The sequence below is a fragment of the Janthinobacterium sp. GW822-FHT07A03 genome (assembly GCF_058798815.1).
In genome coordinates this window covers 14,070-33,618 of the sequence record NZ_JBXAKW010000013.1, presented here as the reverse complement: position 1 = coordinate 33,618, position 19,549 = coordinate 14,070, and the positions used below count along the sequence as shown (strand labels likewise).

Sequence of the window (19,549 nt, the reverse complement as noted above, 5' to 3'; positions counted from 1 at the left end):
TGCTTTAGCACAGTGAGCATCGGAGGCCGCAAAGCGCGACGCGCAGCAGGTTTGGTCAGGTGTTCTTAACCCTTCAAGGTTTGTTCCAGTACATGCAATTCATGGTTGCATTCCGGATTCTTGGTACGGTCCAGCGCGATCTTGCGCACGGCATGCAGCACCGTGGTGTGGTCGCGGCCGCCGAACAGCTCGCCGATTTCCGGCAGGCTCTTCTGTGTCAATTCCTTGGCCAGGTACATGGCGATCTGGCGCGGCCGGGCGATATTCGCGGGGCGGCGCTTCGAATACATGTCGGCAACCTTGATATTGAAGAAGTCGGCCACCGTTTTCTGGATGTTTTCCACGGAAATCTGGCGGTTTTGCACCGACAGCAAGTCCTTCAGGGCTTCCTTGACGATATCGATGGTAATGTCTTTGCCATGGAAGCGTGAATACGCCAGGATCTTGCGCAGCGCGCCTTCCAGCTCGCGCACGTTCGAGCGCAGGTGCTTGGCGACAAAGAAGGCCACGTCGTCGGAGAAGGTCACGCCTTCCTGCTTGGCTTTTTTCAACAGAATCGCCACGCGCATTTCCAGTTCCGGCGGTTCGATGGCCACCGTCAGGCCCGAGTCGAAGCGCGAAATCAGGCGGTCGTCCATGCCCGTGATTTCCTTCGGATAGGTATCCGAGGTGATGATGATCTGTTTCTTCGCGGCAATTAACGCCTCGAACGCATAGAAAAACTCTTCCTGCGTGCGGCTCTTGCCACCAAAGAACTGGATATCATCGATCAGCAGCATGTCGAGCGAGTGATAATAGTGCTTGAAATCGTCGAAACCCTTGCGCTGGTAAGCGGTCACTACGTCGCGAACGTACTGTTCTGCGTGGATGTAGCGGATCTTCGCGCCCGGGTTGTCGGCCATTACCTGGTTGCCGATGGCGTGGATCAAGTGGGTCTTGCCCAGGCCGACGCCGCCGTAGAAGAACAGCGGGTTATACGACACGCCCGGATTGTTCGCCACCTGGATGGCGGCGGCACGCGCCAGCTGGTTGGCCTTACCGGTCACGAAGCTGTCGAAGGTCAGGTCGGTGTTGATGCGGCTCTGCTCGCGGCGCGGCGCGGCGCCGATGCTCAGTTCCGGCACGCTCGGCTGCGGTTCCGCCGGGCGCGCGCTGGGCGCGCCGCCATTCGGATCGCTGGCCGGGGTGCTGGCGGTGACTGGCTTTTTCGGCAGGGCCAGGCGCGGGTCGAGCACGAACTGCACTTCCGTCGGCGCTTCGAAGTACTGTATAGCCAGGGCAGTGATGCGGCTGGCGAACTGGGTCTTGACCCAATCGAGCTTGAAGCGATTGGGCGCAGCAATGCGCAGCTTGCCCTCTTCGTAATCGAGAGGGATAAGCGGTTTGATCCACGCACTGAATTGTTGCGGTGTCAGCTCCAGTTCCAACTGCGCGGAACAGGCCTGCCAGAAATTATCCATGTATGTCTATGTGAAAAGGTGTGGGAGGGCGTATCGATTCTGCCCTGCGTTCACCGTGTTGCAAGGCCGGCGTCGCGCGAGGGCTCGCCACACGTAACGCGCTATTCTACTCCCGACTGACAAAGTTATCCACAGGCACGACGCTTATTTTTCTGTGGCGGGGTGGGGCGCCATGTGCATAAGAGGCGACTTATCCCCCGGTTATCCCGTCACAGGCAGTGCTGGCGCGGCCTGTGGCGGGGCCTTGCCGGCAGATGGGGAGCGGCGCGCAAATTTCCAGGCGATCACGGCAATCCTTGACAAGAGGGGGGCATATGCTGAATAATTCAGGGTTCCCCGCCCGTATTCCGTGTTTATTCATTTGGAACGACAATATGGACTAAGCGTGGATTAAGCGGGCGATGAGATTGGCCAGCTTGTGCCTTGGCATAAGTGCGCGATTGTCATTGGCACCAAAAACTGACGGGACGTCAGACCCGATTTTGCATTTTTTTTGTTTTTAGCGAGACCAACATGAAACGTACTTACCAACCTTCCGTCGTTCGCCGCAAGCGTACGCACGGCTTCCGCGCTCGTATGGCTACCCGTGGTGGCCGTGATGTGCTCAACGCACGTCGCGCAAAGGGCCGCAAACGTCTGGCCGTCTAGGCTTGTCGTTGACAGCTGATCGCGTGGCTAGCTGTACTCCAGTCGGCAATCAACGCGAAGGTTCACACGACTTCGCGCGCTTTCGGCGTATCGTTAAAACGGATGAATTTTCATCCGTTTTTCGTTTGCGCCCTTCGCAAAAAACAGCGCATTTTGTGCTGTACACCCGACACAATCAATTGCCGCATGCGCGGCTGGGCGTCGTTGTGGCCAAGCGTTTCGCGCCGCGCGCGGCGACCCGCAACACGATCAAGCGCGTCACGCGCGAGCTGTTTCGCAACAGTGCGATGCCGCCGGTCGATTGCGTGGTGCGTTTGTCGCGCGCCGTCAACAGCAAGGATGGCCCGGCCACCACGAGCAAGCTCAAAGCCGAGCTGCGTGAAGAATTGAGCCGCCTGTTCGCGGCGCAAATCGCCGCCCAGGCCCGCTCTGTTGCTGCGCCACCACCATCCGCGCCATGAAAACCCTGCTGCTGTTCCTGCTGCGCGCTTATCAGTTGCTGATCAGCCCCATGCTGGGACAGAATTGCCGTTTCTATCCGAGCTGTTCGCATTACGCGATGGAAGCGCTGCGCGTGCACGGTACGGCCAAGGGCAGCCTGCTGGCTGCCAAGCGCCTGTGCCGTTGCCACCCCTGGAATGAAGGGGGCGTCGACCCGGTGCCGCCGGCCGATGGCAAACAATCTTCAACGACCGCTTGCGGTTGCAACCACTCCTGACAAATACCCTAATGGATATCAATAAACGTACCATCCTGTGGATCGTGTTTTCCGTCTCGCTGGTAATTCTCTGGAACGAATGGATGATCTCGAACGGCAAGCCGTCGATGTTCTCCGCGAACACGGAACAAACCGCCAAGGCGCCTGTCACCCCGGCCAAGACGGCCGCCCTGGCGCCCGCCGGCGCAACCGCCGTGCCTGGCGAAGCGACCGATCCCGCCGCGTTCAAGCGCGAAGTGATTACCATCACCACCGACGTCATCAAGGTCGACATCGACACCCTGGGCGGCCAGGTCAAGCGTCTGGAATTGCTGAAATTCAAGGGCGCGGGCAATCCGGGCTGGTTCGGCGGCTGCTTCGGCCTGTTCAAATGGTGCCAGCCTGACGAAGGCAAGCAAAACGAAGTGCTGTTCGACGAAGGCGCGAACCACACCTACCTGGCGCAGTCGGGCCTGGTCGGCGGTCCGTTCCCCACCCACGCGAGCGGTTTCACCGTGCAGCCTGGCGTACGCACCCTCGGTGACGGCAAGCAAGTGCAACTGGTGATGGAAGCGGTCGAAGGCGGCGTCAAGCTGACCAAGACGTTTACGTTCAAGCGCGGCGACTACGTCATCGACGTGCGCCACGACGTGGCCAACGTGGGCGCGGCCCCTGTTACGCCGCAGCTGTATCTGCAACTGACGCATGACGGCAACAAGCCGGTCGGCGACTCGTTCTTCAACAGCAGCTTCACGGGCCCGACCCTGTACACGCCGCAAGACAAGTACCAGAAGCTGACGTTCGAGAAAATCGAAAAAGCGGCCGTGGAAGACGAGAAGAAGGGCAACGACAACGCCATGAAGGGCCTGCATCCGGCCACGGCGAATGGCGGCTGGTTTGCGATTTCGCAACACTTCTTCGTGTCGGCTTTCGTTCCGCCTGAAAACGCCAAGCGCGATATCTTCACGAAAAAGCTCGGCACCAACCTGTACGCCATCGGCAACGTGCTGCCATTGCCTACCCTGGCGCCAGGCGCCACGGCCAGCATGGACAGCAAGCTGTACTCGGGTCCGCAAATCGCGCACCTGCTGGAAAATGTCTCCCCTGGCCTGGAACTGGTCAAGGATTACGGCTGGCTGACCATCATCGCCAAGCCGATCTTCTGGGTCATGGAACACATCCACAGCGTGCTCGGTAACTGGGGCTGGACCATCATCGCCTTCACGATCCTGATCAAGCTGGCGTTCTTCCCCCTGTCGGCCGCCGGCTACCGCAGCATGGCCAAGATGAAACTGGTCACGCCGAAGATGCAGGCGATCCGCGAGCGCTACAAAGGCGATCCGCAAAAGATGAACCAGGCCACGATGGAGCTGTACAAGACGGAAAAGATCAATCCGCTGGGCGGCTGCCTGCCGATTTTGATCCAGATGCCCGTCTTTATCGCCCTGTACTGGGTGCTGAACGCGTCCGTGGAAATCCGCGGCGCGCCATGGATCGGCTGGATCACCGACCTGGCCCAGCATGACCCATGGTGCATCCTGCCCGTGCTGTACGCGATTTCGATGTACATCACGACCAAGCTGAACCCGGCCCCGGCCGATCCGATGCAAGCGAAGATGATGCTGTTCATGCCATTGGCATTCTCGGTGATGTTCTTTTTCTTCCCGTCGGGCTTGGTACTCTACTGGGTCGTCAACAACGTCCTGTCGATCGGCCAGCAATGGGTGATCACCAAGAAATACGCGCCAGCCGCCAAGTAATTCCGGCCAGCGAACAGAAAGCCCGCCTCGCGCGGGCTTTTTTTTGCCATCGGACCGACTGGGTCCGATGGCAAAAAAGTGGGTTTTGTCGGCTTTCCACTGAGCGACCCCTGCATGTGCACCGGTTTGTCGCTGACAATAGCGCGGCCCCTGCAGCCTTCCCCGAATACACTACAATTACGCCATGAAACTCGACTCTTCCCCTATCGCCGCCATCGCCACCGCCCCCGGGCGCGGCGGCATCGGCGTGGTACGCGCCTCCGGCAAAAATCTCGCACCCTTGATGACGGCCCTGTTTGGCGCGCAGCAACTGAAACCGCGCCACGCCACCTACCTGCCGTTCACGGAAGCCGATGGCAGCATCATCGACCAGGGCATCGCCATCCACTTCAAGGGCCCGCATTCCTACACGGGCGAAGACGTGCTGGAATTGCAGGGCCACGGCGGCCCCATCGTGCTGCAGTTGCTGCTGGCGCGCGTGCTGGAAGCGGGCAAGGACAGCGGCCTGCGCTTGGCCGAACCGGGCGAATTCACGCGCCGGGCGTTTTTGAATGACAAGCTTGATCTGGCGCAAGCCGAAGCCGTGGCCGACCTGATCGACGCTTCCACGGAAGCGGCCGCCAAGTCCGCCTCGCAATCGCTGTCGGGCGCGTTTTCCAACACCATCCACGCGCTGGTGGAACAGGTGACGGGTTTAAGGATGCTGGTCGAGGCGACGCTGGACTTCCCGGAGGAGGAAATCGACTTCCTGGAAAAATCGAATGCGCGCGGTCAATTAAAAGCCGTCATCGCAGCCCTGCATAAAGTGTTTGCGCAGGCGGCGCAGGGCGCGCTGCTGCGCGAAGGCCTGAACGTGGTGCTGGCCGGCCAGCCGAACGTGGGGAAATCGTCGCTGCTGAACGCGCTGGCGGGCGCCGACGTGGCGATTGTGACGCCGATCGCCGGCACCACGCGCGACAAGGTCAGCGAAACCATCCAGATCGAGGGCATTCCGCTCAACATCATCGACACGGCCGGCATCCGCAGCGCGGGCGACACCATCGACGCCGTCGAGCGCATCGGCATCGAGCGCACCTGGGGCGAGATCGGCAAGGCGGACGTGATTTTGCACTTGCTTGACGCAGATCATGGCCCCACGCTGGCCGATGAAACCATCGTCGCCGCCTTCCCGGAAGGCGTGCCCGTGGTGCGCGTGTGGAACAAGATCGATCTCTCCGGCCACAAGCCCGGCGTCGACAGCTTGCCCGATGCCACCCACGTGTATCTGTCGGCGCACGAGCACATCGGCATCGATCTGCTGCGTGCCGAGCTCTTGCGTATAGCCGGCTGGCAGCAGACGGGCGAATCGCTGTACCTGGCGCGTGAACGTCATTTGATCGCGCTCAAGTCGGCCGGCAAGCATCTGGATATCGCCGCCGCGCATGCGGCGCAGGATGACCAGTCGCTGGACCTGTTTGCCGAAGAGCTGCGCCTGGCGCAGGTGCAGCTCTCGAGCATCACGGGCGAGTTTTCGCCGGACGATCTGCTGGGCGTGATCTTCAGCCGTTTCTGCATCGGCAAATAAGGAGAATCGGATGAAGCTGGTGCTCGCCGTCATGTTCGCCTGCTTGCCCCTGCTGGCTGGGGCGCAGGAAAAACTGCCGAAAGACGTGGCGCAGTTCGCCGAAAATGCCGAGATGTGCGAGCATTTCGCCGGCGAATGGGATGACAACGACAAGGCGCGCCAGCGCGAGATCACGCAGGCCGTCGAGCAATCGTGCGGGCAGGCGCAACGGCAGTGGAAGCGGCTCTCCGCCAAGTATGCGGGGCAGCCGAAGTTGCAAAAAATTATAGACGAACAGGCCAATGACGCGGTGCGCAGCTACCGGAAGTCAAGCTAGCATCTGCCCCGTTGAGAATTATCATGGAGTCCAAACTGCGCTGACGTAATCTTGCTGAGCGGCCTTGAAGTGCCGCCAGGAAAGGAAGCGCCATGGACAGCGAACAGCCGGAAGTCGTGGAAAGCAGGGGGATGGCGGCGCCGCCATTGCCTTCCCTGTCGCAATTGATCGCAGTGCTGCCGCCGAAAGGCGCATGTTGGTACTGCGACAAGCCGCTCGATGCCGTGCGCCGTTTCTGTTGCAAGAGTTGTTGCGTGGCGTATGCGGAAGAGGCGCAGTTCAACAGCTGAGCGCTAGCGGCGCCGCAGCAGGGCCGCCAGGGCGCCGTCGAAATCGAACTCGTGCGCGGCGGCTGCCACTTCCTGGTAGGCGTTCACGCCCAGGCTGGCGGCCAGCAGGCTGGCCGAGTTTTCCAGGATGTCGATGGCGGCGCCGTCGCCTTCGCGCAGATGGCTGGCCAGGCGCGCCAGCAGCAGCTGGATGGCGGGCGCGGCCGGGTCGGGCGCCACGTCCTGCGCCGCCGTGTGGGTTGCTTCCGGCGTGCCCAGCATGCTGCTGACCGCGCCGAGCAATTGATCCTGTGCCAGTTCCAGCTGCAGCATCTGCTGGGCCAGGTCGGGCGCCTGCGCGCGCAGTGCCGACTCCAGGGTTGCCGCCAGGCCGTGCACGTGGCGCGCGCCGATCATGCCGGCGGCGCCTTTCAGGGTATGCGCCTTCAGGCGCGCGGAAGCGTAGTTGCCCGTGTCGAATTCGGCACGGATCTGGCACGGCGTGGTGCCGTGGTCATGCAGGAAGCGGCGCAGGATTTTCAGGTACAGGATGCGGTCGCCCATGATGCGGCCCAGTCCGTTCTCGACGTCGAGAATGCGGACCATGTCGGATGCCGCAACGGCGGCATCATCATCGCAAGTGGCGTGTGGTTTCAGCATGCTGTGCAGAGCGCCCCAAAACTTGTCAATTGCTGTAAAGCAGGAACAGCTATTTTACATCCAGTCGTCCTCGATGCTGCGCCCGCTTGGCAAGGCGAGCTGCCCTAGCGCGTGCTGAATGACCAGCTCTGCGTGACGTCCGCGCCATTGACTTTGCCGATGAAACTCACGTCATAGCTGGTGTTCGCGTTCAAGGCCGCCAGCGGGATGATGGACGCGGCCGAAACGGGCGTATGCACATCGTTGCTGCTGGTGAGCAGGCGCACGGCTAGGTCCGTGGCGGCGCCGCGCTGGCGCACGCTGAATGCCGTCACGCTGACGGGCGTGCCGTAGTTGGCATGCACGCTGATCGGGTAGCCGACCACGTCCTGGTTCGGCACGGGATCGGGCGATTCGTTATCGCTGGAGAAACTGACGGCCACCTTCTGCTGTCCGCTGTAGGGATAGGTGACGATCTGTCCCGCCGCCAGCCCCGGGCCATAGCTGCGGTTGCCGGCCAGGTCGGTGGTGAAATACGCATAGCCGCTGCCGCTGACGGCCGCGCCCGCGCCGCCTTCCTTGAACAGCGGCTCGAAAATGACGAAGCGGTGATAGATGGCCGTGACCAGCTCTTCGGCCAGGTAAAAACCGGACGTGTTGCTGGCGCCGGCGATGACTTCGCCCTGCAGCGAGGTGACGACGTAGCCGGCCTTGGCCAGCCGGTCGCCCAGTTTGACGCCCGTGAAGCCGGGCTTGCCCTGCACCTGCTCGTGCGCCACCGTACTGTTGAGATTGAGATAGCTGGAATGGCCCAGGGCCGCGCTGTCGATCAGGCTATTGCGCACCAGCGGCGACAGGCCGATCTGGCTGCGCCGGTAATTGAACCAGTTGAAACCATCGGTGGCGATATTGTTGCTGAGGACGGGAGCGCCCGGCTCCTGCGTCAGTTGCCCGGCCGGGGTCGAGGTGCTCAGCGACGTATTGCCGCTATCGCTGCCGCCGCCACAGGCGCTCAGCAGGGCTGCGCTCAGCAGGGCGGGTATCCAGTATTTCCAACGCAGTGACGAGGCAATCAAGTCGACTCCTGTATAGGTGGGCGGACAGCGTGCTGCCCTGTAAAACGATTCTAAGGTATTTTGATAGCGCGTAGAGCATCGATGAAAAGATATGTCGCGCTCGTGCGGGGACGGTGCCGCCGCTGCGCAGGGTAGAATGAGCGTAGCGCAGTGTTTGCCGCTGCATTGCCTCATCCCGCTACTTTGATTGCCCATAATTTGAACACATTGCCCAAGTCGCGCCTGCAGCGCGCCAAATACGCCTTGCCCAGCATGGTGACTTTGCTTTCGATAGCGTGCGGTTTTGCCAGCATCGTCATTTCCGTCGATAACGCCGGAGTCGGCGATGCGGACGCCTACCGCCTGGCGGCGGCGCTGCTGGTGCTCGCCGGCGTGTTCGATGCGCTCGACGGCTATGTGGCCCGGCTGACGGGGACCAGCTCGCAGTTCGGCGTGCAGCTCGATTCCATCGCTGACGTGATGAATTTCGGCTGCGCCCCGGCCGTCTTGTTGTATTGCTATGGTTTTGTGCAGATGGGCGTGCACGATCCGCTGCTGCTGCGCTTTGGCGGCATGGCCAGCTTCTTCTTTGTCGCGTGCGGCGCCATGCGTCTGGCGCGCTTCAATGTGAATGTGGGGCGCACCGATCCCCTGTATTTCGTCGGCATGCCGATCACGGCCGGCGCCGCCTGCGTGGCGGCCGTGGTGGTGGCGTGGCCTGCGCCCATCGATTCCATGCTGCACAGCTATCTGCTGATGCTGCTGCTGGTCGGCGTGGGCAGTCTGATGGTGTCGACCTTGCGTTTCCCCAGCTCCAAGCAAAAGAAAAGCCTGGCCGCGCTGCTGGTGCTGATCGTCGCCATCGCCCTGCTGGTGTGGCTGAAGACCAGTTTCTTCGCACTGTTCTTCGCCGTCTACATCGCCGCCACCCTGGCGTTGAACCTGGCGTGGCACCTGGGCTGGCGCGGCATTGCGCTACCTCAAGTGTTCAACGACCCGGACGAGATAGACTAGAACGCCTAAAAACCTACTGCGCGTCGCGATTTGCGGCCTGCGATGCTCACTGACTCGGCGTCCCCGTGTATTCGCACAGCTGCGCTTCTCCGCCACAACTCGCTGCCGCTCGCTACGGTTGTTAGACCTTCTAAGTGTTAAGCGACCTCGTGCCCGCGCGCGGCGCGCAGGATGGCGAACCAGTCGCTGCGGCTGAGCGTGAACTGTGTGCCTTCCACGGCCACGCCCACCGCTTCGATGCGTCCCGTGCCCGTCAGCGGCAGGGGGCGGCTCGGCAATTGCATGATCCACGCAAACACCACGCTGGCAAACGGGCGCTGCAGCTGGTCGGCGATCTGCTTGATGACATTACGCAAGTTCTCCACATTCGCATCGCCGCCCTGGAACAGGCGCCCGCCCGCCAGCGGCGACCAGATCATCGGCGCCACCCCCACGTCCTGCAAGCCGTCGAAGGTTTCGTCGAACAGGGGCGCCACGTGCAGCGGCGAAAATTCCACCTGGTTCGTCACCAGCGGGAAGCGCCGGTGCAGGCATTCGAACTGGTGGCGGCTGAAATTCGACACGCCAAAGTGCAGCACCTTGCCCGCTTGCCGTAGCTGGGTAAACGCGCCGGCGATTTCGTCGAAATCCATCAGCGGGTCGGGGCGGTGGATCAGCAGCAGGTCCAGGCGGTCCGTCTGCAACTGGCGCAAGCTGTGTTCCACGGAACTGGTGATGTGCGCCGCGCTCGTGTCGTAATGCTGGATGGCGTGACCGGGACGGTGCGGCGAGAGCAGCTTGATGCCGCACTTGCTGACCAGCTCCATCTTGTCGCGCAAGCCCGGCTGCAGGGCCAGCGCTTCGCCGAACAGTCCTTCGGCGCTGTAATCGCCATAGATATCGGCATGGTCGAAACTCGATACGCCCAGCGCCAGGCATTGCTCGATGAAGCTCAAACGCTGCTGCGCCGACATATTCCACTCGCCGATGCGCCACATGCCGGCGACGATGCGCGACAGTTCGGGACCGTTGCTGCTTAAACGGCTGCGCGGCGCTTGCAGGCTGGCGGGAAATACATGGCTCATGGGCTGGCTTTCTGATGGTGACGTGATGGGACTCGCCACGATTATAGCCAGCTAATCTACAGCATGCTGCGGATAAAGCGGCAGCAACGCTTCTGCAGGGCATCGTCGAGCTGGCCGCCCAGTTGCATCTGGTACACGAGCGCCGATTGCAGCATGAAGGCGAACAGGCGCAGGTCGAGATCGGCGCGCACGCCGATGTTGACCAGGCGCTGCACCACCAGGGTGATCCACGGCGCGACGATCTGCTCGCGAAAGCGCAGTTGCGCCGCCGCATCATTGTGGATCAGCACCAAGAGATCGCAGGTGAAGCGGCCATCGGCGTTCAGGTTGTCGAAGATGCGCGCGCAGATCGCCTCGATTTCCTGGCCGTCCGGCATGTCGAGCGCGCGCTGCAGCTTTTCCGCCGTGCGCTTGACGAGCGCGTCGAGCAGCATGTCTTCGCGGCGCGGCCAGCGCCGGTAGATCGTCTGGCGTCCCACGCCGGCAGCGTCGGCCACCATCTGTATCGTCACCGCCTCCAGTCCATGCTGGCGCACCAGCATGACGATCGCTTCCAGTACCGCATCTTCCACGCCCGCCTTGCGCGGGCGGCCACGCACCGGCGCCTCTTTTGTAGTCACGTCTCACCTGTCTCTGAATGTTTCTTTTAATTATGGTACGATGCGCACCGTAAATGCAAAGCTACCGCTTGTCAATCATCTTGATCAATTAACCGACAGGCGGATGCGCCGCGCCGCGATACCCCAGCCATCTCTACGTGAAATCTGCCATCTCAGCGGCGCGTGCCCGCATTTTCTTTCTGACTCCCACATCCATCACTGTGGCGGCTCGCGCCGCCTGAGGACAACCTATGAAAATCATCGGGATTTCGCCCCACCGGCGTAACTTCTTGCGCAAGGCCGTCGGCGCCGCGCCTGCCGTGGCCTTGCTGGCCGGCGCCGGCGGCGGCCTGGCCATGGCCGTCTCCAAAGACCAGCCGGCCTATAAGCCGCGCTTTTTCGACGCCACCGAATGGGCCACCTTGACGGCGCTGGTCGACCGGCTGATTCCCGCCGACGGCGAAGGGCCGGGCGCGCTGGAATCGGGCGCGCATGAATTCATCGATTCGCAGATGAACACGCCTTACGCGTATGGCGCGCTGTGGTACATGCAGGGGCCGTTCGTGCCCTCGATCGAACAGTTCGGCTACCAGTTCCACATGGCGCCGCGCGAGCTGTACCAGAGCGCCCTGGCCGGCGTGAATGCGGCCGTCAACAAGCAGTCCGGCAAGCCTTTCGTCCAGCTGAACGCGGCCGAGCGCGACGCCGTCATCACGCAATTGCAAAAGGGCACCCTGGACATCGGCGCAGTGCCGTCGAAAATCTTTTTCAACCAGCTGCTGCAAAACACGCGCGAAGGTTATTTTTGCGACCCCGTGCACGGCGGTAACAAGGACATGCTGGCCTGGAAGATGGTGGGCTTTCCTGGCGCCCGCGCCGACTACATGGACTGGGTGGAACAGTATGGCAAGAAATACCCGTTGCCTCCAGTATCCATCGCCTGAAAACGTCCATGGCGGCGTTGCACTGCCTGGTCGTACTAGCGTACTGCCTGCGGCAATGCGCCTTGCCCTGAACCTTTTCAGTTATTCGTAGCAGATCAAAGAAAAAGAAAAACCATCATGAGTGATATCAAACCCGATGTAAAAATGAAGCCTGTCGATGCCGTGATTGTGGGCTTCGGCTGGACCGGCGCCATCATGGCCAAGGAAATGACGGAAGCGGGCCTGAACGTGGTCGCGCTGGAACGGGGCGAGTACCGCGACACCTATCCCGACGGCGCGTATCCGAAGACCCTCGACGAGCTGACGTATATCCAGCGCAGCAAGCTGTTCCAGGACATGTCGAAGAGCACGTTCACCTTCCGCCACAGCATCACGGGCGTGGCCGTGCCGTACCGCCAGATCGGCGCCTTCAAGCCGGGCACGGGCGTGGGCGGCGCGGGCTTGCACTGGTCGGGCATGCACTGGCGCGTCTTGCCGGAAGAGCTGCAGATCCGCAGCCACTACGAACGCCGCTATGGCAAGAAATTCATTCCCGAAGGCATGACGATCCAGGACTTTGGCGTGACCTACGCCGAGCTGGAGCCGCACTTCGATTTCGTCGAGAAAGTCTTCGGCACCTCGGGCCAGGCATATAAAGTCAACGGCATCGTCGTCGGCGACGGCAATGTGTTCGAGGGCGACCGCTCCGACAATTACGCGCTGGCACCGCAAAAAGTGCCGTACACGGCAGAATTGTTCCGCCGCGCGGCCAAGGCCGTCGGCTACCACCCGTTCGTCAACGCCTCGTCGAACGCGTCCGGCCCGTACACGAACCCGTACGGCTGCCAGATGGGCCCGTGCAACTTCTGCGGTTTCTGCTCCGGCTACGCCTGCTACAACTATTCCAAGGCGTCGCCCAACGTCAACATCATGCCGGCCCTGCGCATGGTGGCGAACTTCGAGCTGCGCGCCAACTGCAACGTCGTGCGTATCAACCTCGACGGCAGCAAGAAACGCGCCACGGGTGTGACCTATATCAATGCGGACGGCAAGGCCGTCGAGCAGCCGGCCGACCTGGTCATCGCCAGTGCGTTTGCCTACAACAATGCGCACCTGTTCCTGCTGTCGGGCATCGGCAAGCCATACGACCCCGTCAGCAATGAAGGCGTGGTGGGGCGCAATATCGCCTACCAGATGATGTCCACCATCCAGACTTTCTTCAAGGAAGACACGAACACGAATCCCTTCATCGGCGCCGGCGGCACCGGTGTCGCGCTCGATGACTGGAATGGCGACAATTTCGACCATGGCCCGCTGGGCTTCGTGGGCGGCTCGCCCGCCTGGTGCAACCCGGCCGGCTCCAAGCCGATCTCGGGCATCGCCACGCCGGACGGCACGCCCGCCTGGGGTTCTGCCTGGAAAAAGGCCGTCAAGAAGAGCTATTTGAACACGGTCTCGTTCGACTGCCACGGCGCCAACATGACTTACCGCGACTGCTATGTCGACCTCGACCCCACCTACACGGACAAGTATGGCCAGCAATTGCTGCGCTTTACCTTCGACTGGAAGGAAAACGACATCAAGATGAGCCGTTTCGTCACCGACAAGATGATGAAGGTGGCCGAAGCCATGAATCCGGAATCGATCAAGGTATCCGTCAAGAGCGTGGGCGACCACCTCGACTTGCGCAATTACCAGACCACGCACTGGGCGGGCGGCACGGCCATGGGCGCGGACCGCAAGACCAGCGTCGTCAACCGCTACCTGCAAAGCTGGGACGTGCACAACGTGTTTGCCGTCGGCTCCAGCGTGTTCCCGGTCGGCATCGGCTACAACCCGACGGGCCTCGCTTGCGCGCTGACCTACTGGTCGGCCAAGGCCATCCGCGAGCAATACCTGAAAGATCCCCGTCCCCTGGTCGCTTGATAAAGAACAAGAAGATGAACAACACATTCACCCATACCGTGGGCGCGCTGCTGCTGGCGCTCGCTTCAAGTACGGCCTGGTCTGCCACCACGGCCACCGCCACCACCCCCAACGCCCAGCTGATACGCCAGGGCGAATACCTGGCCCGCGCCGGTGACTGCATCGCCTGCCACACGGCCGGCACGCAGGGTAAACCGTTCGCCGGCGGCCTGGGCATGGAAACGCCGATCGGCAAGGTGTATTCCACCAACATCACGCCCGACAAGAAGGCCGGCATCGGCGACTGGAGCTTTGCCGATTTCGACAAGCTGATGCGTACCGGCGTGACCAAGCACGGCTACACCGTGTATCCGGCCATGCCGTATCCGTCGTACTCGCGCCTGAGCGAAGCCGACATGCAGGCGCTGTACGCCTATTTCATGCATGGCGTGAAGGCGGACCCGACGCCGAACAAGGCGGCCGACATTCCATGGCCCCTGTCGATGCGCTTCCCGCTGACCATCTGGCGCTGGGCGTTTGCCCCCACGCCGCAGCCCTACAAGGTGCCAGTGACGGGCGACGCGCAATTGCTGCGCGGCGCCTATCTGGTGCAGGGCCTGGGCCACTGCGGCGCCTGCCACACGGCGCGCGGCGTCGGCATGCAGGAAAAATCGCTGACGGATGAGGGCAATACCACCTACCTGGCGGGCGGCGGCGTGATCGACGGCTGGTCCGTACCCTCCTTGCGCAATGAACATGGCGGCGGTCTGGCGCGCTGGAGCGCGGCCGAGATCGCCGAATTCCTGAAAACGGGCCGCAACAGCCATACGGCGTCGTTTGGCGCCATGAACGACGTGGTGGCCCATTCCATGCAGCACATGACGGATGGCGACCTGGCGGCGATGGCGAAATACCTGAAATCGTTGCCGCCATCGAGCCCGGCCACGCCCGCCTTCGTGGCCGACGACAAGCTGGGCAAGCAATTGTTCAGCGGCATCGTCAACTCAAAAGGCGCGCAACTGTACCTGGACCGCTGCGCCGGTTGCCACCGTTCCGACGGCAAGGGCTACGACAAGGCTTTCCCTGCGCTGGCCGGTAACGCCGTGCTGCAGACGAACGATCCGACCTCGGCCATCAACATCGTGCTGTCGGGCGGCGCCGTACCGGCCACGCGTATGGCGCCGTCGGCGCTGACGATGGCGCCATACGCCGACATTTTCAATGATGAGCAAACTGCACAGGTAGTGACCTTCATCCAGACCAGCTGGGGCAACCGCGGCACGCCCGTGACGGCGGCGCAGGTGGCCAAGGTGCGCAAGCTGTCCGTGCCGGTGGCGGCGTCGCAGACGGAAGCGACCTTTGCCGCAGGTCGCCATGGCACTTTCCCGCCCGTGGCACGCCAGCCGCACCTGAAGGATGCGCCGCTGAAGTAATTTGACGTAGCGCAAGACGAAAAAAATGCCCGCAGCATCTGCGGGCATTTTTTATGGGGAATGCTGACGGCTTATTTCATCCACAGGCGCATCGAATCCCAGGCGCGGCCGAAGATCGTTGCCTGGTTGATCGGTTCCAGCGCCACGACGGGCAGTTCCAGCAGGACCTTGTCGTCGACCATCATTTTCAGCTTGCCGACAGGGGCGTTTTCAGCCAATGGCGCCACCAGCGGGTCCTTGCGTTCCAGCACAGGTTTCATCTTGGCAGCCGTGCCTTTTGGTACGGTGACGAGCACGTCGCGGGCGAAGCCGATTTTCACGGTGCTTTTCGAGCCCTTCCACACTTCCGGCGTGGCCACGGCCTGGCCTTTCGAGTACAGCTTGACCGTATCGAAGTTCTGGAAGCCCCAGTTCAGCAGCTTCTGGCTTTCCTGCGTACGGGCCTGGTCGGACGAGGTGCCCAGCACCACGGAGATCAAACGGCGTTCGCCGGTGCCGCCTGGGCGGCGGGCCGAGGCGATCATGCAATAGCCGGCCGCTTCCGTGTGGCCCGTCTTCATGCCATCGACGGTCGGGTCCAGCCACAGCAGGCGGTTGCGGTTAGGCTGGGTGATCTTGTTGTATGTGAAACTTTTGATGGAATCGATTTTGTAGAATTCCGGGTAGTCGGCGATCACGCGCTTGGCCAGCACGGACAAGTCTTGCGCCGTGGAATAGTTATCGGGGCTAGGCAAGCCATGCGGATTGGCAAAACGCGTGTTTTTCAGACCCATGCGTTGCGCTTCGCGGTTCATCAGCACGACGAAGGTGCCTTCATCGCCGGCAACGGCTTCAGCCAGCGCCACGGCCGCGTCGTTACCCGATTGAATCATCAGGCCGTGCAGCAAGTCGTCGATCGACACGGGCGTGGCCGGATCGATGAACATCTTCGAGCTGCTCGAATCGACTTTCCATGCGCGCACGGACACGTTCACTTTCTGGTCCAGCGCCAGTTTCTTTTCGCGGATGGCGGCAAACGTCAGGTAGGCCGTCATGATCTTGGTCAACGAGGCCGGCTCGATGCGCGCGTCCGGATCTTGCGAAGCAATGATCTGGCCACTGGTGGCGTCAAGCAACAGCCAGGACTTGGCGGCGATGGTCGGGGCTGGAACGGTTTGCGCGTAGGCGGCGGATAGGAAAAGTACACTGGAGGCCAGTGCCGCTAAAAGTTTTTTCATGGAGGCTGGTCTGCGAAAAAGATGAAGGCTGAGGGCCACGCAGTTGCTGCGTACGTGGCCGCGTGGAAAAAACGGATCAATTATAGCCGTGGAGGCGGTAGTAAGCCCACACTTCAATGATCATCTGCTGCGATTGCGGGTTTGTCACCATGCCACAGCGCAATCACGAGGTTCTTGATGTGGTTGAGCTTGCGGTGGAAAAAGTGGTCGGCGCCGGGGATCACGATCACGGGAATGTCTTGTGGACGGGCCCAGTCGAAGACGGCGGACAGGGGAATCGTGTCGTCCAGTTCGCCGTGGATCAAAATGGTGTCGGCCGGAATGTCGGCCATGGCCCATTTGCCGGCCGCGCTGCCGATCAGCGCCAGGCGCTCGGCGGGCGTGCCGGCGGCGGCCAGGCGTTCCTGCAGTTTCGATTGCACGTAGGTGCCGAACGAGAAGCCGGACAAGGCCACGGGCAAGCCCGGGTACAGGCCGATCATGTGTTCATACAGCAACTGCATGTCGTCCGTCTCGCCCGCGCCATGGTCGTGTACGCCTTCGGAGGCGCCCACGCCACGGAAATTGATGCGCGCCACCACGTAACCGAGGGCGACAAACGCGCGCGCCAGGGTTTGCGTGACCTTGTTATCCATCGTGCCGCCGTACAGCGGGTGCGGATGGGCAACGAGGGCGATGCCGCGCGGAGTGTCTGCCGGGAAATCGAGCAAGCCTTCCATGCTGCCTGCATGGCCGGCGAGGGTAAATTTTTCCGAGTTTCTGTTCATGATGCTCATACTGGTGGCGTAGGCTTAAATTAGGATTAAATATGCGGCTTAGATTTTCAGACGTTCGACGATCTTGCCACCCACCAGGTGGGTATCGATGATTTCATCGATATCGCTGGTGTCGACATAGGTGTACCAGGTCGCTTCCGGGTAGATCACCAGCAGCGGGCCTTCCTCGCAGCGGTCCATGCAGCCGGCCTGGTTGATGCGGATCTTGCCCGCGCCATTCATGTCGAGTTCCTTGATGCGGCGCTTGCAATGCTTTTGCGCCGCTTCCGCGCCATGGTCGCCGCAGCTGTTGCGGCCATCTTCACGTTTGTTCATGCAGAAAAAAACGTGGCGTTCAAAATACGGTGCGTCGCTCATACTGTGCTCCTGCTGATTCATCAATGCGCCATGATAGCGCTTATGGGTGGTCTTCGCGACGCTGGCGCTGCACATCGTCCTGCCGGTTCAGGCGGTGCGAGGGCAGGCACAGGAACCACAGGGCCACGAAGGGCCACAGCAAGGCCAAAAATTGCGCCGCGCCATTAAAGTTGAGGAACTTGCCTTGTACCCAGCCTTGCAAGGTTGACATGAAATACGGGTTGATCGGCGTCGTATTCACCATCACCAGGCTCAGCAGCAAGGTGGCGGCCGCGATGCGGCGCTGCGCCACGTGCGGCGCGAAGGCCAGGCCGCCCAGCATGATCAGGCCGATCAAGAAGCCGCCCTGGGCGCCCGGCGTGATCCAGACGAAGGCGTTTTCGGGCGAAAACAGCAGCGCGCTGGCCATCGAACGCACGGTCAGGGCGGCGGCGATCAGGGTCAGCATCAGGATGGCGCGCGGCGCGGCGCGGCGCAGCAGGCACAGCAAGGTGAGCACGGCGCCCGTCATGCCGCAGGCCGTGATGATCGTTTCCGAAAGCCAATATTGCTCGACCGTTAAGATCACGTCGGGACGCAGATACGCGGCCAGGTCGATGTCGATGCCCGTCAGCTGCGACAGCCAGTCCGACAGGATGGGCAGCAACTGGCCCAGGCCGAACAGATAGCCTTGCGGATAGATCTGCGCCAGCGGCCACAGGGCCACCAGCACCAGGCCCTGGCTGGCGTGCTGGGCAAACCAGCGCTGGCGCAGGCGGAACAGATGGCTATGGTCGAGCAGCTTGCGCGCCGTCAAGGCGCCGAAGATGGAGCCGATGCAGCAGCCGGCCGCATTCGTATAGAAATCGAGGTTCGACGACACGCGGCTGGGCAAATAGGTTTGCACGGCTTCCATGCTGCCGGAAATCAACATGCCGCACAGGCTGGCGACGATAATGGCAAAGAAACCAGTAATTCTTGGAAACAGCGAATACACGATCAGCGCGCCCAGCGGGATGTAGCCGACGATATTCACGCCGACATCGAAGCCCGTCCAGTAACGGGGCATGCGCGTGTTTTCCAGGAACGTCAGCGGCGACAGACCATTGCTGTGCCAGCCAGTGAAGGGAAACCAGCTCGCGTAGACGATCAGGAAGACGTAGGCGAGCAGGGTCGCGCGCGACACGGGCGAGGAACGGACGGGCGGCAGCGGCGCCGCCGGGCTGGCGGGGGATGCGGGGTCGGTCATTCTTTCGGGATATTCAGCGTGCCCAGCCAGGTGAGCAGGTCGGCGGCGATGGCATCCGATGCCGCCGCCAGCGCCTGCGCGCCGCCTTGCGCGTCGGCGCTGCCGGCCGGTCCGCTGCGGCTGAAGGTTTTCTGGTCGATCAGGCGGTGGCCGCGGAACAGCGAGGCGCGCAACGACACATGGCCGCTGCTTTGCGTCTGCGTGTCAAACGCTTGCGAAAAATCATCGACGTCGATGCGCAGCAGCGGGATGCCGGCGGCCGCGTCCGTGGTCGACAGCACTTTTACGCCGCTTTGCGCCACGCGCGTCTTCAGGCGCTGGCTCAAGAGTTGCAGCGGCGGCGTGTTCCAGCGGTTGTAGGCGTAGGGCCGCGATTGCTGCGCGTCGGCGTACAGCAGGCGGTAATACATGCGCTGGCTGTCCAGCCAGGAAGGGCCGTTGGCGTCGGCGATCACCAGCATGGGCACGGCTGGTGCGGCCGCTGGCGCTGCCGCTGCCGGCGGCGCGGCCGGGCCGAAATCATAGAACGTGGGCACGGGGCCGCGGCTGGCGCAGCCGCCCAGCAGGAAAGCGCCGGCCAGGATGAGTGCGGTGAGATGGCGTGGGATAGGCATGCTGTGTTCTC

General features: G+C 62.0%; 21 protein-coding genes. 11 read left to right on the top strand and 10 right to left on the bottom strand.

Features of this window, described 5'->3' with window-relative positions:
• Nucleotides 1–65: 65 nt before the first annotated feature.
• The gene (gene dnaA, locus AC1RJW_RS27330) at nucleotides 66–1,460 is read right to left on the bottom strand and encodes a chromosomal replication initiator protein DnaA (protein WP_070224767.1); all 1,395 of its coding nucleotides are present in this window, start codon (nucleotides 1,458–1,460) and stop codon (nucleotides 66–68) included.
• 513 nt (nucleotides 1,461–1,973) lie between these two features.
• Between dnaA and rpmH the strand changes: the two genes are divergently transcribed.
• From rpmH to AC1RJW_RS27295, 7 genes are all read left to right on the top strand, one after another.
• On the top strand, nucleotides 1,974–2,108 hold the full coding sequence (rpmH, locus tag AC1RJW_RS27325; protein ID WP_010401996.1) for a 50S ribosomal protein L34: 135 nt from the start codon (nucleotides 1,974–1,976) through the stop codon (nucleotides 2,106–2,108).
• 8 nt (nucleotides 2,109–2,116) lie between these two features.
• Nucleotides 2,117–2,569 (top strand): ribonuclease P protein component, encoded by a 453-nt coding sequence (rnpA, locus tag AC1RJW_RS27320; RefSeq protein ID WP_076569540.1) that lies wholly within the window; start codon nucleotides 2,117–2,119, stop codon nucleotides 2,567–2,569.
• Nucleotides 2,566–2,826 carry a membrane protein insertion efficiency factor YidD gene (yidD, locus tag AC1RJW_RS27315; RefSeq protein WP_034754335.1) on the top strand — a complete coding sequence of 87 codons (261 nt, stop codon included), beginning with the start codon at nucleotides 2,566–2,568 and terminating at the stop codon, nucleotides 2,824–2,826. The genes rnpA and yidD overlap by 4 nt, the downstream gene beginning before the upstream one ends.
• Nucleotides 2,827–2,837: 11 nt before the next feature.
• The gene (gene yidC, locus AC1RJW_RS27310; RefSeq protein WP_326456747.1) at nucleotides 2,838–4,565 is read left to right on the top strand and encodes a membrane protein insertase YidC; all 1,728 of its coding nucleotides are present in this window, start codon (nucleotides 2,838–2,840) and stop codon (nucleotides 4,563–4,565) included.
• Between the two features lie 184 nt (nucleotides 4,566–4,749).
• Entirely contained in the window at nucleotides 4,750–6,129 is a 1,380-nt protein-coding gene (gene mnmE / locus AC1RJW_RS27305) for a tRNA uridine-5-carboxymethylaminomethyl(34) synthesis GTPase MnmE (protein ID WP_493047687.1), read from the top strand.
• Nucleotides 6,130–6,139: 10 nt separating this feature from the next.
• On the top strand, nucleotides 6,140–6,445 hold the full coding sequence (locus tag AC1RJW_RS27300; RefSeq protein WP_493047686.1) for a hypothetical protein: 306 nt from the start codon (nucleotides 6,140–6,142) through the stop codon (nucleotides 6,443–6,445).
• Nucleotides 6,446–6,537: 92 nt separating this feature from the next.
• Entirely contained in the window at nucleotides 6,538–6,735 is a 198-nt protein-coding gene (locus AC1RJW_RS27295; RefSeq protein WP_493047685.1) for a hypothetical protein, read from the top strand.
• A gap of 3 nt (nucleotides 6,736–6,738) precedes the next feature.
• Here the strand turns inward: AC1RJW_RS27295 and AC1RJW_RS27290 are convergent, their stop codons facing one another.
• Together AC1RJW_RS27290 and AC1RJW_RS27285 are read right to left on the bottom strand one after the other, a co-directional pair.
• Complete coding sequence (locus AC1RJW_RS27290) at nucleotides 6,739–7,374, bottom strand: Hpt domain-containing protein (protein WP_493047684.1); 636 nt, start codon at nucleotides 7,372–7,374, stop codon at nucleotides 6,739–6,741.
• Nucleotides 7,375–7,478: 104 nt separating this feature from the next.
• Nucleotides 7,479–8,429, bottom strand: coding sequence for a CAP domain-containing protein (locus tag AC1RJW_RS27285; RefSeq protein ID WP_475415124.1), 951 nt, complete (start codon nucleotides 8,427–8,429; stop codon nucleotides 7,479–7,481).
• Between the two features lie 222 nt (nucleotides 8,430–8,651).
• On the opposite strand from AC1RJW_RS27285, the gene pssA reads away from it, so the two are divergent.
• Complete coding sequence (gene pssA, locus AC1RJW_RS27280) at nucleotides 8,652–9,422, top strand: CDP-diacylglycerol--serine O-phosphatidyltransferase (RefSeq protein ID WP_414654702.1); 771 nt, start codon at nucleotides 8,652–8,654, stop codon at nucleotides 9,420–9,422.
• A gap of 137 nt (nucleotides 9,423–9,559) precedes the next feature.
• Here the strand turns inward: pssA and AC1RJW_RS27275 are convergent, their stop codons facing one another.
• Complete coding sequence (locus AC1RJW_RS27275) at nucleotides 9,560–10,486, bottom strand: aldo/keto reductase (protein WP_475415123.1); 927 nt, start codon at nucleotides 10,484–10,486, stop codon at nucleotides 9,560–9,562.
• Between the two features lie 56 nt (nucleotides 10,487–10,542).
• Nucleotides 10,543–11,106: a TetR/AcrR family transcriptional regulator gene (locus AC1RJW_RS27270; RefSeq protein WP_493047683.1), complete on the bottom strand. Its 564-nt coding sequence runs from the start codon at nucleotides 11,104–11,106 to the stop codon at nucleotides 10,543–10,545.
• A gap of 230 nt (nucleotides 11,107–11,336) precedes the next feature.
• On the opposite strand from AC1RJW_RS27270, the gene AC1RJW_RS27265 reads away from it, so the two are divergent.
• The 3 genes from AC1RJW_RS27265 to AC1RJW_RS27255 all read left to right on the top strand — a co-directional run bounded on the left by AC1RJW_RS27265 (nucleotide 11,337) and on the right by AC1RJW_RS27255 (nucleotide 15,346).
• Complete coding sequence (locus AC1RJW_RS27265) at nucleotides 11,337–12,029, top strand: gluconate 2-dehydrogenase subunit 3 family protein (RefSeq protein WP_475415121.1); 693 nt, start codon at nucleotides 11,337–11,339, stop codon at nucleotides 12,027–12,029.
• A 117-nt stretch (nucleotides 12,030–12,146) separates the two neighbouring features.
• A complete protein-coding gene (locus AC1RJW_RS27260) occupies nucleotides 12,147–13,934 on the top strand; it encodes a GMC family oxidoreductase (RefSeq protein WP_493047682.1) in 1,788 nt (595 codons plus the stop codon).
• 14 nt (nucleotides 13,935–13,948) lie between these two features.
• The gene (locus AC1RJW_RS27255; RefSeq protein WP_493047681.1) at nucleotides 13,949–15,346 is read left to right on the top strand and encodes a cytochrome c; all 1,398 of its coding nucleotides are present in this window, start codon (nucleotides 13,949–13,951) and stop codon (nucleotides 15,344–15,346) included.
• A 71-nt stretch (nucleotides 15,347–15,417) separates the two neighbouring features.
• On the opposite strand, the gene AC1RJW_RS27250 is transcribed toward AC1RJW_RS27255, so the two are convergent.
• The 5 genes from AC1RJW_RS27250 to AC1RJW_RS27230 form a co-directional block, all read right to left on the bottom strand.
• Entirely contained in the window at nucleotides 15,418–16,563 is a 1,146-nt protein-coding gene (locus tag AC1RJW_RS27250) for a D-alanyl-D-alanine carboxypeptidase family protein (RefSeq protein ID WP_475415118.1), read from the bottom strand.
• 113 nt (nucleotides 16,564–16,676) lie between these two features.
• A complete protein-coding gene (locus tag AC1RJW_RS27245) occupies nucleotides 16,677–17,330 on the bottom strand; it encodes an alpha/beta hydrolase (protein ID WP_475415117.1) in 654 nt (217 codons plus the stop codon).
• A gap of 48 nt (nucleotides 17,331–17,378) precedes the next feature.
• Complete coding sequence (locus AC1RJW_RS27240) at nucleotides 17,379–17,696, bottom strand: (2Fe-2S) ferredoxin domain-containing protein (RefSeq protein ID WP_034781335.1); 318 nt, start codon at nucleotides 17,694–17,696, stop codon at nucleotides 17,379–17,381.
• A gap of 40 nt (nucleotides 17,697–17,736) precedes the next feature.
• Complete coding sequence (locus tag AC1RJW_RS27235; protein ID WP_493047680.1) at nucleotides 17,737–18,924, bottom strand: VanZ family protein; 1,188 nt, start codon at nucleotides 18,922–18,924, stop codon at nucleotides 17,737–17,739.
• The gene (locus AC1RJW_RS27230) at nucleotides 18,921–19,538 is read right to left on the bottom strand and encodes an ABC-type transport auxiliary lipoprotein family protein (RefSeq protein ID WP_493047679.1); all 618 of its coding nucleotides are present in this window, start codon (nucleotides 19,536–19,538) and stop codon (nucleotides 18,921–18,923) included. Before AC1RJW_RS27230 ends, AC1RJW_RS27235 begins: the two co-directional genes overlap by 4 nt.
• Between the last annotated feature and the right edge of the window lie 11 nt (nucleotides 19,539–19,549).

Bases quoted from the DNA above. Each gene is read 5' to 3' on its own strand.
- dnaA (WP_070224767.1), bottom strand. From the start codon at position 1,460: ATGGATAATTTCTGGCAGGCCTGTTCCGCGCAGTTGGAACTGGAGCTG.
- rpmH (WP_010401996.1), top strand. From the start codon at position 1,974: ATGAAACGTACTTACCAACCTTCCGTCGTTCGCCGCAAGCGTACGCAC.
- yidD (WP_034754335.1), top strand. From the start codon at position 2,566: ATGAAAACCCTGCTGCTGTTCCTGCTGCGCGCTTATCAGTTGCTGATC.
- yidC (WP_326456747.1), top strand. From the start codon at position 2,838: ATGGATATCAATAAACGTACCATCCTGTGGATCGTGTTTTCCGTCTCG.
- mnmE (WP_493047687.1), top strand. From the start codon at position 4,750: ATGAAACTCGACTCTTCCCCTATCGCCGCCATCGCCACCGCCCCCGGG.
- AC1RJW_RS27300 (WP_493047686.1), top strand. From the start codon at position 6,140: ATGAAGCTGGTGCTCGCCGTCATGTTCGCCTGCTTGCCCCTGCTGGCT.
- AC1RJW_RS27295 (WP_493047685.1), top strand. From the start codon at position 6,538: ATGGACAGCGAACAGCCGGAAGTCGTGGAAAGCAGGGGGATGGCGGCG.
- AC1RJW_RS27290 (WP_493047684.1), bottom strand. From the start codon at position 7,374: ATGCTGAAACCACACGCCACTTGCGATGATGATGCCGCCGTTGCGGCA.
- AC1RJW_RS27275 (WP_475415123.1), bottom strand. From the start codon at position 10,486: ATGAGCCATGTATTTCCCGCCAGCCTGCAAGCGCCGCGCAGCCGTTTA.
- AC1RJW_RS27265 (WP_475415121.1), top strand. From the start codon at position 11,337: ATGAAAATCATCGGGATTTCGCCCCACCGGCGTAACTTCTTGCGCAAG.
- AC1RJW_RS27260 (WP_493047682.1), top strand. From the start codon at position 12,147: ATGAGTGATATCAAACCCGATGTAAAAATGAAGCCTGTCGATGCCGTG.
- AC1RJW_RS27255 (WP_493047681.1), top strand. From the start codon at position 13,949: ATGAACAACACATTCACCCATACCGTGGGCGCGCTGCTGCTGGCGCTC.
- AC1RJW_RS27250 (WP_475415118.1), bottom strand. From the start codon at position 16,563: ATGAAAAAACTTTTAGCGGCACTGGCCTCCAGTGTACTTTTCCTATCC.
- AC1RJW_RS27245 (WP_475415117.1), bottom strand. From the start codon at position 17,330: ATGAACAGAAACTCGGAAAAATTTACCCTCGCCGGCCATGCAGGCAGC.
- AC1RJW_RS27240 (WP_034781335.1), bottom strand. From the start codon at position 17,696: ATGAGCGACGCACCGTATTTTGAACGCCACGTTTTTTTCTGCATGAAC.
- AC1RJW_RS27235 (WP_493047680.1), bottom strand. From the start codon at position 18,924: ATGACCGACCCCGCATCCCCCGCCAGCCCGGCGGCGCCGCTGCCGCCC.
- AC1RJW_RS27230 (WP_493047679.1), bottom strand. From the start codon at position 19,538: ATGCCTATCCCACGCCATCTCACCGCACTCATCCTGGCCGGCGCTTTC.